At 72.7% G+C, this 15228-nt stretch carries 9 protein-coding genes and 1 tRNA gene; 2 read left to right on the top strand and 8 right to left on the bottom strand.

The genetic code is table 11. The features are described 5' to 3' along the window. Positions 1 to 167 precede the first annotated feature (167 nt). The 3 genes from ACZ4O3_RS15330 to ACZ4O3_RS15320 form a co-directional block, all read right to left on the bottom strand. The gene (locus tag ACZ4O3_RS15330; RefSeq protein ID WP_362714267.1) at positions 168 to 899 is read right to left on the bottom strand and encodes a nucleotidyltransferase family protein; all 732 of its coding nucleotides are present in this window, start codon (positions 897 to 899) and stop codon (positions 168 to 170) included. A gap of 85 nt (positions 900 to 984) precedes the next feature. Beyond that, a complete protein-coding gene (locus ACZ4O3_RS15325; protein ID WP_362714265.1) occupies positions 985 to 1446 on the bottom strand; it encodes a hypothetical protein in 462 nt (153 codons plus the stop codon). Positions 1447 to 1670: 224 nt separating this feature from the next. After that, entirely contained in the window at positions 1671 to 2807 is a 1137-nt protein-coding gene (locus ACZ4O3_RS15320; protein WP_362714263.1) for an ABC transporter ATP-binding protein, read from the bottom strand. A gap of 220 nt (positions 2808 to 3027) precedes the next feature. Between ACZ4O3_RS15320 and ACZ4O3_RS15315 the strand changes: the two genes are divergently transcribed. Further along, a tRNA-Thr gene (locus ACZ4O3_RS15315) sits at positions 3028 to 3101 on the top strand. A 63-nt stretch (positions 3102 to 3164) separates the two neighbouring features. On the opposite strand, the gene ACZ4O3_RS15310 is transcribed toward ACZ4O3_RS15315, so the two are convergent. The 3 genes from ACZ4O3_RS15310 to ACZ4O3_RS15300 form a co-directional block, all read right to left on the bottom strand. Beyond that, complete coding sequence (locus ACZ4O3_RS15310; protein ID WP_467722425.1) at positions 3165 to 6413, bottom strand: Tat pathway signal protein; 3249 nt, start codon at positions 6411 to 6413, stop codon at positions 3165 to 3167. 108 nt (positions 6414 to 6521) lie between these two features. Then, positions 6522 to 7928 carry an NAD(P)/FAD-dependent oxidoreductase gene (locus ACZ4O3_RS15305; protein WP_362724583.1) on the bottom strand — a complete coding sequence of 469 codons (1407 nt, stop codon included), beginning with the start codon at positions 7926 to 7928 and terminating at the stop codon, positions 6522 to 6524. Positions 7929 to 7937: 9 nt separating this feature from the next. After that, a complete protein-coding gene (locus ACZ4O3_RS15300; protein ID WP_362724586.1) occupies positions 7938 to 8594 on the bottom strand; it encodes a rhomboid-like protein in 657 nt (218 codons plus the stop codon). A gap of 126 nt (positions 8595 to 8720) precedes the next feature. Between ACZ4O3_RS15300 and ACZ4O3_RS15295 the strand changes: the two genes are divergently transcribed. Next, on the top strand, positions 8721 to 9407 hold the full coding sequence (locus ACZ4O3_RS15295) for a pentapeptide repeat-containing protein (protein WP_467722423.1): 687 nt from the start codon (positions 8721 to 8723) through the stop codon (positions 9405 to 9407). A gap of 24 nt (positions 9408 to 9431) precedes the next feature. Here ACZ4O3_RS15295 and ACZ4O3_RS15290 read toward each other — a convergent pair whose 3' ends face one another. After that, positions 9432 to 14606 (bottom strand): hypothetical protein, encoded by a 5175-nt coding sequence (locus tag ACZ4O3_RS15290; RefSeq protein WP_467722421.1) that lies wholly within the window; start codon positions 14604 to 14606, stop codon positions 9432 to 9434. Between the two features lie 117 nt (positions 14607 to 14723). Further along, entirely contained in the window at positions 14724 to 15224 is a 501-nt protein-coding gene (locus ACZ4O3_RS15285) for a hypothetical protein (protein ID WP_362715793.1), read from the bottom strand. Positions 15225 to 15228: the final 4 nt, after the last annotated feature.

Genomic DNA, 15228 nt, shown 5'->3' with positions numbered 1-15228 from the left:
GCACCCACCCCATACGACAACGTCGGCCTTCAAGACCACAACCAGGTCTTGAAGGCCGACGTCACGCCAGGCCCCGGATTAACCAACAGCATCCGTGAAAGGTGCGGGGCCCTCGCCTCGCCGTGGCCCGTGGGAGCGCGGGGCGCGCGGTACCGGAGGAGCCGGGGTTACCGCCCCAGCGCGGCCAGCTCCTTCGCCGCCTCCGTCAGGTCCTTCGCCGTGTCGATCGCCCGCCAGTAGGCCCCCTGCGGAATCGGGAACCCGGCCAGCCGGTTGCTCCGGGCGAGGTGCGGGAACGTCGTCCGCTCATGGTCTCCCCGCTCGGGAAGCATCTCGGCGAACTCGGGCGAGAAGACGTACACGCCCGCGTTGATCTCGAACGTCGACGGCGGCGCCTCGATGAAGTCCGTGATGTGCCCGAAGCCGTCCGTCTGCACCGCGCCCCAGGGGATCCGCGGCCGGGCGAGCGCGAGCGTCGCCACCGCGTCCCGCTCCGTGTGGAAGTCGGCCATGTCGCGCAGCGAGAACCGCGTCCAGATGTCGCCGTTCGTGGCGTACCAGGGCCGGTCGGTGTGCGGAAGGTGCTTGGCGGCGTACCTGAGGCCGCCGCCACGGCCCAGCGGCTCGCTCTCCACCACCGTGGTGACGGAGAGCGGCAGGTCGGCCGAGTCGAGCCAGGTGCGCAGGACGTCCGCGAGGTGGCCGCAGGAGACCACCACGTCCGTGACGCCCTCTTCGGCGAGCCAGGTCAACTGATGGCCGATGATCGGGGTGCCCGTACCGGGGATCTCGACCATCGGCTTGGGCCGGTCGTCGGTGTACGGACGAAGCCGTGAGCCCTGGCCACCGGCCAGGACCACGGCTTGAGTGGGGCGCGACGCGGCGTTCGGATGGGTCATGCCCCGAACTGTACGACGCGCCCCCGGACGGGTTTCCCGCGGTACGGCGGCAGCGGGAACCCGTTACCTGCCGACCGGCCGCTGTTCAGCTGTGCGCTGCCAGCACGCCGGACGCGAAGGACGTGTCGCACACCGGGCGGGCGTACGACTGGGCGCGCGAGGCGCCGTAGATGCGTACCGCGGCCCGGCCCAGCGCCCGGGCGATGGACGAGCAGTGCTCGGCCAGCGACGGGTGGCCGTTGACCGCCTGCTGGAGGTGGGTGAGGACCTGGCTCGGGTTCTTGTCCTGGAGCTCGGTCATCAACTGGTCGCGCAGAACGTCCTGGGGGGCCCGCGAGACGGCCTTGGAGGAGACGTCGGCGTCGGTCACGTCGGTCGCGGTGAGCACCGAGTTCCGCGGGCTTCCCGTCCAGTTGACGCGGGTGACGGCGAGGGTCCCGGAGAGCACCAGGACGACGGGCAGGACGAGGGCGAGAGTGCGGCCGATCCGGCGGGCAGGGCCGCCCCGGTGGCCGCGTCGCGTCTGAGGGGTGGTGGAGTGCTTCACGCGTGTGAGGGTAGCGTGCGGTAATGATTTGGCGACATTTAGTCACCGGTTCGGGGGATGGAGAAGAGCCTCGTTCTGGGTAGGGGGTTGACGCACGCTGCTCGAAAACAACCCGCTTGCCGGGGTAGTTCGGGGCAACGGAAAGGGCCCCGCAGCAGGCCGCGGGGCCCTTTCCGTCAACCTGGGCAAGTTCACCCTGGTCAGAGGTTTCTCTCTTTGATCGCTCAGTCGGAGAGACGCTCGCCCGTGGAGGTCGAGAACACGTGGGTCTCGCCCGGCCGCGGCACGACGTGCAGCGTGGCGCCCTTGTCCGGGACCGCGCGGCCGCTGACGCGGACGACCAGGTCCTTGAGGTCGTCGCCGACCTTGGCGCTGCCGTAGACGTAGCCGTCGGCGCCGAGCTCCTCGACGACGTTCACGGAGACCGCGAGACCCGCCGGGGCGTCCTCGGTGTCCTTGGTGAGGGAGGCCGCGGCCTCGCCGTTGTGCTCGACGATGTCGAAGTGCTCGGGACGGACACCGACGGTCACGGTGCGGTCGCCCTTGTCGGCGGCGGCCTGGAGCGCCTCACGGTTGACCGGGACCACGCTGTTGCCGAACTTCACACCGCCGTCGGTGATCGGGACCTCGACCAGGTTCATGGCGGGGGAGCCGATGAAGCCGGCCACGAAGAGGTTGGCCGGGCGGTCGTACATGTTGCGCGGCGAGTCGACCTGCTGGAGCAGACCGTCCTTGAGGACCGCGACGCGGTCGCCCATCGTCATGGCCTCGACCTGGTCGTGGGTGACGTAGACGGTGGTGATGCCCAGACGGCGCTGGAGGGACGCGATCTGCGTACGGGTCGAGACACGGAGCTTGGCGTCCAGGTTGGACAGCGGCTCGTCCATGAGGAAGACCTGCGGCTCACGCACGATGGCGCGGCCCATCGCGACACGCTGACGCTGACCGCCGGAGAGCGCCTTCGGCTTGCGGTCCAGGTACTCGGTGAGGTCGAGGATCTTCGCGGCCTCCTCGACCTTCTGCCGGATCTCCGCCTTGTTGACGCCGGCGATCTTGAGCGCGAAGCCCATGTTGTCGGCGACCGTCATGTGCGGGTAGAGGGCGTAGTTCTGGAACACCATGGCGATGTCCCGGTCCTTGGGCGGCAGGTGCGTGACGTCGCGGTCACCGATGCGGATGGCGCCGGCGTTGACGTCCTCGAGCCCCGCGAGCATCCGGAGCGAGGTGGACTTGCCGCAACCGGAGGGACCGACCAGGACGAGGAACTCTCCGTCCTCGATCGCGATCTCGAGTCCGTCTACGGCGGGCTTGGTGGAGCCCGGGTAGATCCGGGTCGCCTTGTCGAACGTAACAGTGGCCATGGCTCAGAGGCCCCCTTCTACCGGCAGGAACGTGCCGGACGATCCGTTGTAGGAAGGTGGTTGGTGTAGTCCACGAGAGTGAACTGGGTCAGGACAGTACCTGGCGTTCACCCTGTATGTCAGTACCTGGAGGCGTGTGAACTTCGCGGTAATTTTCGACGGGCACCGCCGGGGAGCTGGGTACACTGCTCTGGCACGCGAGCGGCACGCCCACGCGCAGGCCTCCTTAGCTCAGCTGGCCAGAGCAACGCACTTGTAATGCGTAGGTCGTCGGTTCGAATCCGACAGGGGGCTCTGTCCCGGTCGGCGGCCCCCGCGATCCGTGATCGCGGGGGCCGCCGGGTGTCGGGGGCGGAGTCAGCCGGTGACCGTCTTCGTCGCCTTGCTGGTCGCCGTGCCGTCGCTGTGGCCCGTGCGGTGGGCCGTGACCCGCACGGTGATCTTCTTGCCCTTCTGGGCCGCCTTCAGGGTCAGCGTGGACTTGGTGGCGCCGCCGATCGCCTTGCCGTTCGCGTACCACTGGTACGCGTACGAGGTCGCCGCCGGGCTCCAGGTGCCGTGCGCCGCCGTCAGCTTCCTGCCGGCCTTCGCCGTGCCGCTGATCGTCGGCGCCCTGGTCGCCTTCGGCGCGTCCCCCTTCGCGACCGTCACCGCGGCCGAGGTCGCGGACCCGCTCAGCCAGCCGCTCCTCCCGGCCGTCACGGTCACCGTGAGCTTCTTGCCGAGCAGGGCCGCCGGGACGGTGTACGACGCGGCGGTCGCCCCGGAGATCGCCTTGCCGTCGGCCTTCCACTGATAGGTGTAGGAGGCCGGGGCCGCCGACCAGCTGCCGGTCGTGGCGGTGACCTTGGCGCCGACCCTGGCGGTGCCGGTGATCTTCGGGGCGGCCGTGCCGGCCAGCCGGGGCTCGGTCACCGTGAAGCCGCCGCTCGGGTACTCGCAGCAGAACGACAACACGCTGACGTTCCAGTCCCCGACGGCCGCGCCGGTCAGGTCCAGGGTGGCCGTCATCGAGCGGTTGTCCGCGGCGACCGAGTCGGCCTTCGCGGAGATCGTCCGGCCGGACAGGCTCAGCCGTATCCCGGTGTTCGGGCCGAGCGCGGTGCCGGTGACCGTCACCTTCACCTTCGTGCCGCTCACTCCGGTGGCCGGGCTGATCCCCGTGACGCTCACCTTGTCGGTGCCGCAGAGGGGGGCGGAGCAGGCCAGCCGGGCGCTGTAGGCGGTGCTGGACGCGGCCTCGGGCAGGCTGAGCAGGAACACGGTCGGGGTGGCCGCCGCGGACGAGCCGAGCGTGGCGCAGTCGTAGCCGTCGCCGTCCGTGCCGATGTAGTGGACGCAGCCGTTGCGCCAGGACGCCGGGTTGTACAGCGCCGGTACGGCTGTGGCGGTCGCGCCGGCGGTGTCCTTGATCTCGGCGGAGAATCTGTCGAGACCGGCGGTCGGCAGGACCGCGCAGACGGCACTGTGCGCCTCGTCGAGGGTGCCGGTGACCGGGCCGTACCCGTAGGAGACCGACGGGACCCGGGTGCACTCGGGCGCGGGGCCCCCGGCGGTCGCGATGCGCAGGGCGTCCAGGTGGTACACCGGGGAGGCCTGCTGGCCTGCCGGGGTCTGGACGAGGACCTGGTGGGTGGTGGAGCCGGTGACCGCGCAGGCACTGTTGCGGAAGGAGCACTCGGTCCTGCCGTCGCCGCCGAGCACCGCGAGGCTCGCCGTACCCAGTGCGTCCCGCACGTTGACGTGGACGACGTCGGTGGCGGCGGGGGTGGTGACCTGGACGCAGTCGACGGTGCCGGCGGCGCCGTAACCGCGCTTCACCGAGGGACCGCCGACCTTCGCCGCCGCGGTCTTCGCGCAGCCCGCGGAGGTGGCGGAGGCGGTGACGTCCCGGCGGGTCAGCGTGTACGCGGCCGCCCTGTCCTGACCGGTGACCAGCACGGTGTGGGCCTTGCCCGGGGTGAGCGAGCAGACGGACCAGCCGTCGGTGGTGGCGTAGTGCTCACAGACCTTCTTTCCGGTGGAGTCCAGCACCGAGAACTTCGCGGGTACGTCCCCGGATGTCGTGGTCAGCTGGAACAGCTCGGCGCCCGTGTGGGCACCCGCCGGGATGCCGAGGCACCGCGAGAAGACCCCGTCGCCGGTGGCGAACGTGGCCTTCGCGCCGTCGGCCGCGAAGCTGCCGGCGGGCAGTACGGGGCAGCCCTCGGGAGCGTCGGTGCGGTGCAGGGCGAGGGCGTAGGAGCCGGTCGCGCCCTCGGCCTGGTACTCGCTGTGCAGCAGCACGCGGTAGGGCGCGGTGCCGGTGAGCGCGCAGTCGCCGTCCGAGAGAGCCTGGGCGTCGCACTGGGCGGTGCCGTCGGCGTCGACGACCTCCACGTCGGCGTGGACGCCGGCGGAGACGAGCGGGGTGAGCACGGCGATCCGGGCGTTCTGCGGGGCCGGCAGGGTCAGGCAGTCGTACTGGCCGGGCGTCCGCAGTTCGCCCTGGTGCAGGCCGTACCCGGTGGGCACGCACCCGGTGTCGGAGGCGCGGTCGAGGACGATCACGCCCTGGCGGGCGGTGCCCTCGGGGATCGCGGTGTAGGTGCCGGCCGCGGGCACCCGGCACGGGTCGGTGCCGGAGCGGCACACGGACTTGCCGTCCGTGCCGTAGACCTGGACCGGGCCGGTGCCGCGGTCCTCGTTGACGTAGTGGACGGTGTAGGGGCCGGCCTTGTCGGTGGTGAAGGTGTAGCAGCCGCCGACGGTGAGGTTCTGCGGGTCCAGGGCGCCGTAGGGGCGGACCGGGGCGCTGGTACAGCCCTGCGGGTCGTTGAGGCGACGGGCGGCGACCGTGTACCCGGCCGGGAAGCCGTTCTCCGAGTAGGTGACCTGGGAGATCACCCGGTAGGGACCGCTGCCGGTCAGCACGCAGCCGTCCTCGCCGTCCTCCGGGAAGTGCGGGCAGACGCGGGCTCCGGTCGTGTCGGTGAGCCATGCGGTGGTGCTGCCGTAGACCGAGGTGGCGGCGGTGAGGCGGATGCGCTCGCCGGGCTGTCCGGTGAAGGGCTGGCAGTCGACCTCGGCCGGGCTGACGCTGGTCCGGGTGGCGAGCGGCTGGTCCCAGCCGGTGCCGGCCGGGTCGAAGCAGCCCGGCGTGGCCGAGCCGAGCGGGACGACGGTGAGCGTCGAGGCGGCGAGGTCCCAGCCGGTGTTGACGACCTTGAGGGTGTAGGCGCCGGCCGCCGGCAGGTCGCACCAGCCCTTGACGCCGTACTCGTTGTCGTAGCACTCGAGCCGGGTGCCATCGGTGGTGTACAGCTGCGGGTAGAGGTCACTGCTGCCGGTGCCGAGGGAGACCAGGTGCAGGCCGGGTGCCTCGGCGGTGAGGGTGAAGCAGGTACTGCCGTCCGCCGGCACCGACACCTCGGCCTCCGCGTCCCCGGGGTCACCGAAGGACGCGAGGGCCAGTGGCGCGCACACCGGGTCGTCGGCGCGGGCGGATCCGGCGCCGACGAGAGTGAGCAGCGAGGCGAGCAGGGACACGACGAGGACGGTCACGGCGGTGAGCCGCCCGGGTCTCGCCGTCGGGCCGAAGCCGGTGCCGGGCACGGGGTGCGCCATCGATTCCCCCCTGGAAATACGGATGTTGGGGCGATGGTCGCACACAGGCGTGACACAGGTTCAGCGGGTTTTGGGCGGCGCCCGGGTACCGCTGTGCCGTGCGGTGCGTCAGTGGCGTCCCGCCACCCGGTCCGCGAGCTTTGCCAGGCGGGACGAGTCGGTGCTCGGGCGGAGGCGTTCGCGCTGGTCGGCGGCGCGGTAGGTGGCGTACATGCCCTGGACGCCCAGCCACCGGAAGGGCTCCGGCTCCCACTTGCGGACCTTGTGGTTCACCCACGGCAGCTCGGTCAGGTCGGTGCGGCCGGCCTGTCCGGAGTCGAGCTGGACGAGGTCGCGCAGGGTCCGGCCCGCGAGGTTGGTGGTGGCGACTCCGGAGCCGACGTATCCGCCGGCCCAGCCGAGCCCCGTGGAGCGGTCGAGGGTGACGGTCGCGCACCAGTCGCGCGGGACTCCGAGCACCCCCGACCAGGCGTGCTCCACCGCCAGTCCCGCCAGAGACGGGAAGAACCGCACCAGGATCTCGCGGAGGGCCTCGATCGTCGCCTCCTGCGTCCGGCCGTCGTTGTCCGTCCGCGAACCGAACCGGTACGGCACCCCGCGCCCGCCGAGTGCGATCCGGCCGTCGGCGGTGCGCTGGGCGTACATGTAGGCGTGCGCCATGTCGCCGAGGGTCTCGAGGCCCGCCCAGCCCACCGACTCCCACTGCTCGTCGGTCAGCGGCTCGGTGGCGATCATCGAGGAGTTCATCGGCAGCCAGGTCCGCTTCTGCCCCTTGAGGTTCGCGGTGAAGCCCTCGGTGCAGCGCAGGATGTACGGGGCGCGGACGGTGCCGTAGGGCGTGACGGCGTGCTTCGGGCGGATCTCGGTCACCGGGGTGGACTCGTGGATCCGCACCCCGAGCGCCTCCACGGCCGCCGCCAGCCCCTTCACCAGCTTCACCGGGTGCAGCCGGGCGCCGTGCGGGGTCCAGGTGCCGCCCACCGCGTCGGCGACGCGGATCCGCTCCCGGGTCTCCCCGGCGCCGTACAGTTCGCGGTCCTGCTCGCCGTACGACAGCTCGTGCTCGTGGAAGGCCCTGAGCCGGGCCAGCTGGGCCGGGGTGGTGGCCACCTCCAGTACGCCCCCCTTGTGCAGGTCGGCGTCGATGCCCTCGGCCTCGGCGACCGCGACGACCTCGTCGACGGTCTCGTTCATGGCCTTCTGCAGCCGTACGGCGGCGTCGCGGCCGTGCAGCGCCGCGTACCGGTCGCGGCCGGCGATGCCGTTGTAGAGCCAGCCGCCGTTGCGGCCGGAGGCACCGTAGCCGCAGAACTTCTGCTCCAGGAGGGTGATGCGGAGGAAGGGGGCGGCCTTCTTCAGGTAGTACGCGGTCCACAGGCCGGTGCAGCCACCGCCCACGATCACCACGTCCGCCGACGCGTCCCCGTCGAGCGGCTCCCGTACCGCCGGGAGGCCGTCGTTCGCGTACCAGAAGGAGATGCCACCGTTGACGACACTGCTTGCCGAGCTGCTCATGGCCGGACGTTAGCCCTTGAAGGTGGCCAGTGTCTCCTTCGGATTCCATGCTTTTCCACGGCCTCTGACCAGCGGATAGCAGGCGAGACCGATCAGCGCGGCGACGAAGTGCCCGAGGTCGGTGAAGGTGGGCGACTCGGCCAGCGGCAGCCCGTACACGAGCAGGACGACCGCGAGATACGCATACCGCCACGGCGTCGCGATCCGGTACGTGAGCACCGCGACCACCCCGGCCAGCGCGTAACTCACCCCGATATCCAGGGTGTTGACCGCGGAGTGCGGGGCGATGCCGTCATGGATGCCCTTCAGCAGCGCACCCTCGCTGATCAGGGTGGCCAGCACGTGCGCGGCCACGCACACCAGCAGCCACCGGACCGTACCGAGCCAGCGTTCCGCGGGTGTGTGGAAGACGGTGTAGAGGAAGGCGTACGGCACCCAGTGGCCGCCCCCGATCCACATCGCGCTGGCGACCAGCACCCGCACCGGGTTGTCCGACAGCTCACGGATGTTGGTGGACCGCTGCCGCAGGAACTGCTGCTCGAACTCCGGTGACATGTGGTGCAGCGCGACGGACGTCACGAAGAGAACCGCCAGCCAGACATACGTGCCGGGGGCGCTGCGGACGTACTCCCACGCCTTGCCGCCGAGGCCCCGGAAAAATCGCATGAGGCGATTCATGCACGGTCGCGGCGTCGTACGGGTGAGTGACATTCCGGAGCGGCCGATCTGCGGCCCCCGCCCCCGCCGGTCCCGGAACCCTCCGTTGTCAGTGGCGGCCTGCAAGATGGGGGCATGGCGAGGACAGTGGCCGGCGGGTCCGGTGGGGGCAAGGTGAAGGGCGCGCGGCGGCCGGAGGTGAGGCTGCCCGAGCTGGAACCCTGGGGCGGCGGCGAGCTGGAACCGGACGGGGACTACGACGGGCTGGATTTCCGGGAGGCGGACTTCGCCGGGCAGGACGGCGCGGGGGCCCGGTTCATGGACTGCGCGCTGACGGGCTGTGCCTTCGACGAGACGGGGCTGCGCCACGCCCGCCTGCTGGACACGGTCCTCACCGGGCCGAGAGGCGTCGGCACCGACCTCGCCGACGCGACCCTCCGCGACGTCGAGCTGGTCGACGCCCGCCTGGGCGGCACCCAGCTGCACGGTGCCGTCCTGGAACGGGTGGTGATCCGCGGCGGCAAGATCGACTGCCTGAACCTGCGTACGGCCAGGCTCAGGGACGTGGTCTTCGAAGGGTGCGTGCTGGTGGAGCCGGACTTCGGCGACGCCGTCCTGGAGCGGGTGGAGTTCGTCGACTGCGCCCTGAAGGAGGCCGACTTCACCGGGGCGACCATGAAGGACGTCGATCTGCGGGGCGCCGTCTCCCTGGAGATCAGCAGGGGGGTGGAGCGACTGGCGGGGGCGGTCATCAGCATGTCCCAACTGCTGGACCTGGCCCCGGTGCTGGCGGTCCAGCTGGGGATCCGCGTGGAGGGGTGAGCCGGGGCGCACCGGCCGCCCCGGTCAGTCCTGGGGCGTGGCCGCGGCCGTCTTCCGCAGGCCCAGGTGGTCGTCCGGGTCCTGGAGCCGGTCCTGCTGGGTGGCCAGCAGGCGGCGGACCGCCCCTTCGGGCATGCGGACCACCACCGGCCGGGGCAGGGTCAGTTCCCGCACGGCGGTGCCGGTACGGCCGGGTAGCACGCGGTTGTTCACCTTCGCCACCACCCGCACGTCCAGCGTGAACTGCACGAGGACCGACGCGGCCTTGGGCTTGTGCAGCGGCGTCGAACCGGACGCGTTCACCGCCGCGTCCGCCGCCCCGCCGCTGCCACCGGCGTTGCCCATCAGCTGGTTGAGGCGGAACTCGTCGGCGTTCAGCAGTCCCGCTCCCGCCAGGCCGCGTGCCGTCCTGCCGTGGTCGGCGGAGCTCAGACCGTCCGTCTGGGTGGGCCGGGGCGCGTCCAGGTGGCTCTGCCCCACCGTCTCGAAGGTCATCTTGTCGCCGACGCCCAGCACCCGCCCGTCCCGCAGCCGCCCGTGCAGGGACGCCTGCAGGTCCTGGCCCGCCGCTCCGGTGGCGTGCACCGGCGGCAGCTCGGCCCCGGCGGAGGTCAGCAGGGGCAGCGCCGCGATCAGCCACTCGGTGGAGACGGCCTCGTGCAGGGTGTACGCGGCGGCCTGCCCCGTGGACCGGAAGCGGTCGCCGCCGCCCGCCTCCCGGACCGCGGAGCCGACCAGCTCCCGGATCTGCGGGGCGCCCTGGAAGCCGTTCACCTGCGCCTCCATCGGCAGCCGCACACCGCCGGAGCGCCAGGCGCCGAGCGCGGCCGGGCCCTCGCCGCGCGGGCCGGGGGCGGGGGCCACCGGCTGGTGGCGCGGCGCGGTCAGCCGGCCGAGGGCGGCCAGGTCCTTGTCCAGGACGCGGTGGGTGACCGCCTGGCGGCCCAGGGAGACCAGCGCCACCCGGCGGTCGCCGCGGTGCAGTTCGAGGGTCGCCTCGATCGGTATCCGCATCTTCGACGACTTCGCGGTCTTGGCCTCCGCGACCGTCTTCATGCCGAGCTGGCCACGGCCCGCCGTGCCGGAGCGCCGGGAGCCGCCCGAACCGACGCCCGGCCCCGCCGCGCCGCCCATGCTCTTCAGCTGCCCGACGCCGCCGTCCGGTTTGCCGGAACCGGCGAAGATCCCCTCCACGCCGGTCGACACCCCCTCGTCGTGGAAGGTGGCCTGCTGGGCGACGGCCGCGGTGACGTACTCCAGGTCCCGGCCGTCGTCCGCCGCACCGTCGTGGCTGCCGTCGCCCAGGCGGTTGACCTTGAACACCGCCCAGTAGGGGGTTCTGCGGCCGTCGAACAGCTCGACGGTGACCCCGCCGTCCATGGCGCCGGAGAGCAGGCCGGCGCTGCCGTCGCGGTCCAGGACGCGCAGCAGCCGCTGCACGTTGTCGTTGCGGTCGGCCAGCTGGCGCCGGGGCAGCAGGTCGTCGGCGAGACCCTGCTGCCCGCTCTCCGCGAGGCGGGTACGCAGCCGGGCCAGCAGCGGCACGAAGTTCGGCAGGTTCTCGATCATGCCGAAGCCGAGGGGCAGCGAGCGGTCGAAGGACGGGCCGGTGGCACGCGGCCGCGCGGACGTGGTGGACCCCGTCCCGCCCGCCGTCTCTCCCCGGTCGCCTTCGCGTGCCTCGCGCTCGGCGCCCGCCCGGGAGCTCTCCGCGGCCCGCCGCCCCGGCCGGGACGGCGGCGGCCCCGTCAGCGGTGCCGGTTCACGGTCGAGCCTGAGCTGCCTGCGGATCGAGGCCGGCAGCTGTGCCTCGGTCAGCCACACCGCCGCCTCGGCCGGCAGCGTGCGGGCGGCCGTAGCCACGTAGGGGCCGCCGCCGGTGACCTCGACCTCGGCGACCATGGTGACGAGCAGGTCGCACTGGACCAGGTAGAGCGGCGCCTTCCTGGGGGTGTGCGCGTTGCGCTCGACCGTGCCGGACAGGGCCACGGACCGGGCGTCGCCCGCGCTGGTGGTGCGGCTCCCGGACAGCCCCTGGCCCAGCCGCCACTCGGGGCCGTTCTCCGAGCCGGTGGCGCCGACCTGCCAGGTGCTGGCGGTGCCCTGCCCCTCCTGGCCGGCCGCCTGGTGGCCGCCGAGCACGAAGGTCTCGGTGCCCGGACCCGCGCCCCGGTGCAGGAACTTCGGGTTGGCCAGCGTGAGGCGGGTGCCCACCGCCCCGTTCAGCGCGGCGAGCCGCCGCGGAAAGCGCAGGTTCTTGACCACCCACCCGGAGGACACGGCCTGCCGCAGGGACGCCGTGATGGCCTGCGGACCGAACCGCTCCTCGATCGCCAGCCGCGGTGCCAGCCCCTCGGTCTGGAGCGCGGGATCCTCCCGGACGCCCTTGTTGCGGGCGGCGGCCCGTGACAGCAGCTGGAAGGCGAGTTCCCGGACGGCCCGGCCGTCGCCGACCGTCTCCACCAGCTGCCAGTCCCGCAGCGCCCGCCCGGCGGACGGCCGGGGCACGAGCGTGGCCAGGTCGCCGATGCCCTCGGCGGTGACGGCGTGGTCGGGTCGCGGGGCCTGCGCCCGGCGCCGGTCGCGCACCGTGTCCTTCCGCTGCCGGCCCTCCTCGTCGAGGGTGAACTCCGTCGGGGTGACCAGCCGTACGTCCTGCTCGTCCAGGTGCAGGCCCGCCAGCGGGGTGGCCTGCGGCGCGTCCCGGCCCGGGGAGCCGGGGGTGAGGGCGCGGCCGAGCTTGCGCTGCCGGGAGGTCATGGTGACGTCGACGTCCAGACGCAGGGCCGCCCCGAAGGTGCTGGCCTTCTCGGAGCCGTTGGTGAGGATGTCGGTACGGGTGGTGGGGCCGGCCTGGTTGCGGCGGGTGCCGGCGCGGTGCCTCTCGTAGCGGGCCGAGCCGGTCAGGATGCCGGGGACGATCCTGGCCTGCCCGAGTACGAGACCGCCGATCGAACGTGAACTGCTGCGTCCGCTCTGCGCGTTGCCGGTGACACCGGAGTGGCTGCGCACCAGCCAGTTGTCGGTGTCGCCGAGGTAGCCGGTCTCGCGGAGCTGCCCCCGGACGCGGAGCTGCACGTCGTGGGCGTGCAGGGTGGTCTTGCGGCGCAGCCGCACCCGGATGCCGGTCGTGGTCAGCTGGTCCTTGTTGACCCGCAGGTTGGTCTCCGAGAGGGCGGCCATCAGCTCGCGGTGGTTGCGCCGCTGGAGCGCGGCCTCCTCCTTGCCGGGCGTCGAGGCCACCGCGTCGGTACCGAAGGCGGGCAGGTAGCCGGCCAGCCGGGGATCGGTCGCGAACAGCTCCTGCACGGCCCGGACCATGGGGCCGGTGTCGAGCTGGCTGAGGGTGACGCTGGAGCCCATGGCGCCGAACGGGAGGTGCCGCTCGACGTCGGTCTCGGCGCCGTTCTCGTCGGTCCGCCTGGGCTTCCCGATGAACTCCTCGGCCTTGGCTCCGGGCGGCAGCGGCAGCCCGAGCGACTGCGCCTCGTCGGCCCGCAGACTCATCCACACCTGCATCGAGTGCCGGGCGACGCGGGTCCCGGGGCGCAGGACCATCTCGGCGGAGCGCTGCCCGGTGCCCTCCGCGGTGAACTGCACGCTCGCCAGGTAGAGCACCTTGTCGCCGCGCACCTCGGCGCCCTGGCGGCTGGACACGGTCTGCTCGGCCACCGTGAACCGCGCCTTGCGGGCCGCCGCGACCGGCATGGCCGTGGCCCGCACGACGGCGGCGTTGCCGGCCGCTCCGACGCCGATGGCCGGCCCCAGACCGCCGGTGACGGCACGCCCCTTGCCGGCGCTCTCGGTGACCGTGTGCTGGGTCTGCTGGTGGGTGCGCAGCTGCGTCCCGCCGGTACCCCAGGCGGGCGACATGCCGGTGATGTCGGCTCGCATGCGGTAGCTGCCGAGGCTGCTGCCGTCCTTGGACGCCAGGTCCTCGCCGGTGACGCCGTCGCGCAGCAGCCGGGGCAGGTCCTCCAGGACGGCCGCCGTCGAGGTCGCCTCGTGGAGCCGGGCACGGCCGGGCGCGCCGGGCGCGGTGAGGGAGGGATGCAGGACGCCGGCGACCGCGTCGAAGAGCCCGCCGCCGCCCTGGTGCGGGGCGGCACCGTCGGTCACCGCGACCGGGGCCATCGAGTCGGCGAGCGTGACGCGCCGGGCGGTGGCCGCCTGGAGGGGCGCCGGAGCGGCGGGCGCCGCGGTGCCCGCCGGGACCAGGTGCTCGGTGGGCACGCGCTGGGTGAGGGTGCCCGAGCCGTGGAAGGTCTGCGCGGGCTGCGTCGCGGCCCGGCCGCCCTGCCGCTTCACCCGTACGCCGTACCGCACCTTGCGAGGTGCCTCCACCGAGCCCTTCTCGCTGCGCAGCACGCGCGGTTCGGCCACGTTGCGCTGGCTGCGGGACTCCCGCGAGGACTGCCAGGGCTGTGCGTTCGCCAGCCCGGCCCCGCCCAGCCACAGCCCCGGTACGACGGGCGCGAGCCCGAAGGCCATGCCGCCCAGGCCCCTGCCGGACCCGCCGCTCGCGGTGGTCGCGACGGTGGCGGCGGTGTTGTGCTGGACGTCGACCTTGGTGTCCTTGCCCTCGGCCTCGTCCAGTGCGGCGAGCGGCGTCCCGTCCTGGTCCGGCAGGGTCTTGGCGAGCAGGTCCTTCGGGTGGAAGGCCGGCGGCCGGTCGTCGGGGGCGCGGGTGATGCCGACGGTGACGTCGTACCAGTCCTTGCCGTCCTTGCCCTGGACCGTGAAGGCGCGGCCCTGTCCGTAGAACGACTCGGGGCGTGCGGCGAGTTCGGCGCCGATGCCGGCGACCTCGCCGTCGCCGTGCCCGACCACGGCGGCCACCGCGTTTCGGACGAACTCGTGCCCGGTCAGCCCGTAGGCCGTGGACAGGCCGGCCGCCTGGAAGTCCATCAGGTACGACGGGAGCACGAGTCCCGGCTCGGTGCGTTCCTCCTCGATGGGGGCCACGGGCACCACCGGCCGGCCGCGTACCGCCGAGGGCCGGGCGACGCCCTTCCCCCTGGCGTTCCGCAGCGCCTCCGTGGTGGCCGCGTTCCCCGCTTTGCCCTGGAGGGCGAGCATCGCGTTTTCCGCCGGCCCGACGGGCACGGTCGGGCCGAGGGGCTTGGCGGTGACCGGTACCCGGGAGACCCCGTCAGAGGCGTCTTTTCCGCTGTCGCCTGGCTGTCGCTGCGTCCGCACGGAGTCAACGTAAAGGCGGCCGGGCCAGGCGGAACGCCTTCCGTCTCACTTGTCACTCCCGCCTGGCTGGGCGGTCAACTTCCGTACATCCAAACGTCGTTCAACCGTCCCGGAAGCCTACGAGACCCTCGGGAAACGGGCTTGGAGCGTCCAGATCGCCGGGTTGTCGGCCAGGCCCTCGTGCATGTCGGTCAGGTCGGCGATCAGGTCGTGCAGGAAGTCCCGTGCCTCCCGGCGCAGTTCGGTGTGGGAGAAGGTGAGCGGGGCCTCCTCGGCCGGCATCCAGTCCGCCTCGACGTCAACCCAGCCGAAGCGGCGCTCGAAGAGCATGCGGTCGGTGGACTCGGTGAAGTCGAGTTCCGCGTGCTGCGGCCGGGCGGCCCGGGACCCGGCGGGGTCGCGGTCGATCCGCTCCACGATGTCGCACAGCGCCCACGCGAAGTCGAGCACCGGCACCCATCCCCAGGCTGTGGACAGCTCCCGGTCCGCCTTGGTGTCCGCGAGGTAGACGTCGCCGCAGAACAGGTCGTGACGCAGCGCGTGGACGTCCACCCGCCGGTAGTCGGTCTGGGGCGGGTCCGGGAACCGGTTGGAGAGGGCATAGCCGATGTCGAGCACGTCG

The sequence above is a fragment of the Streptomyces sp. NPDC026515 genome (assembly GCF_055567595.1).
The sequence above is the reverse complement of the archived record's forward strand: the minus strand, read 5'-3'. Positions and strand labels throughout refer to the sequence as shown.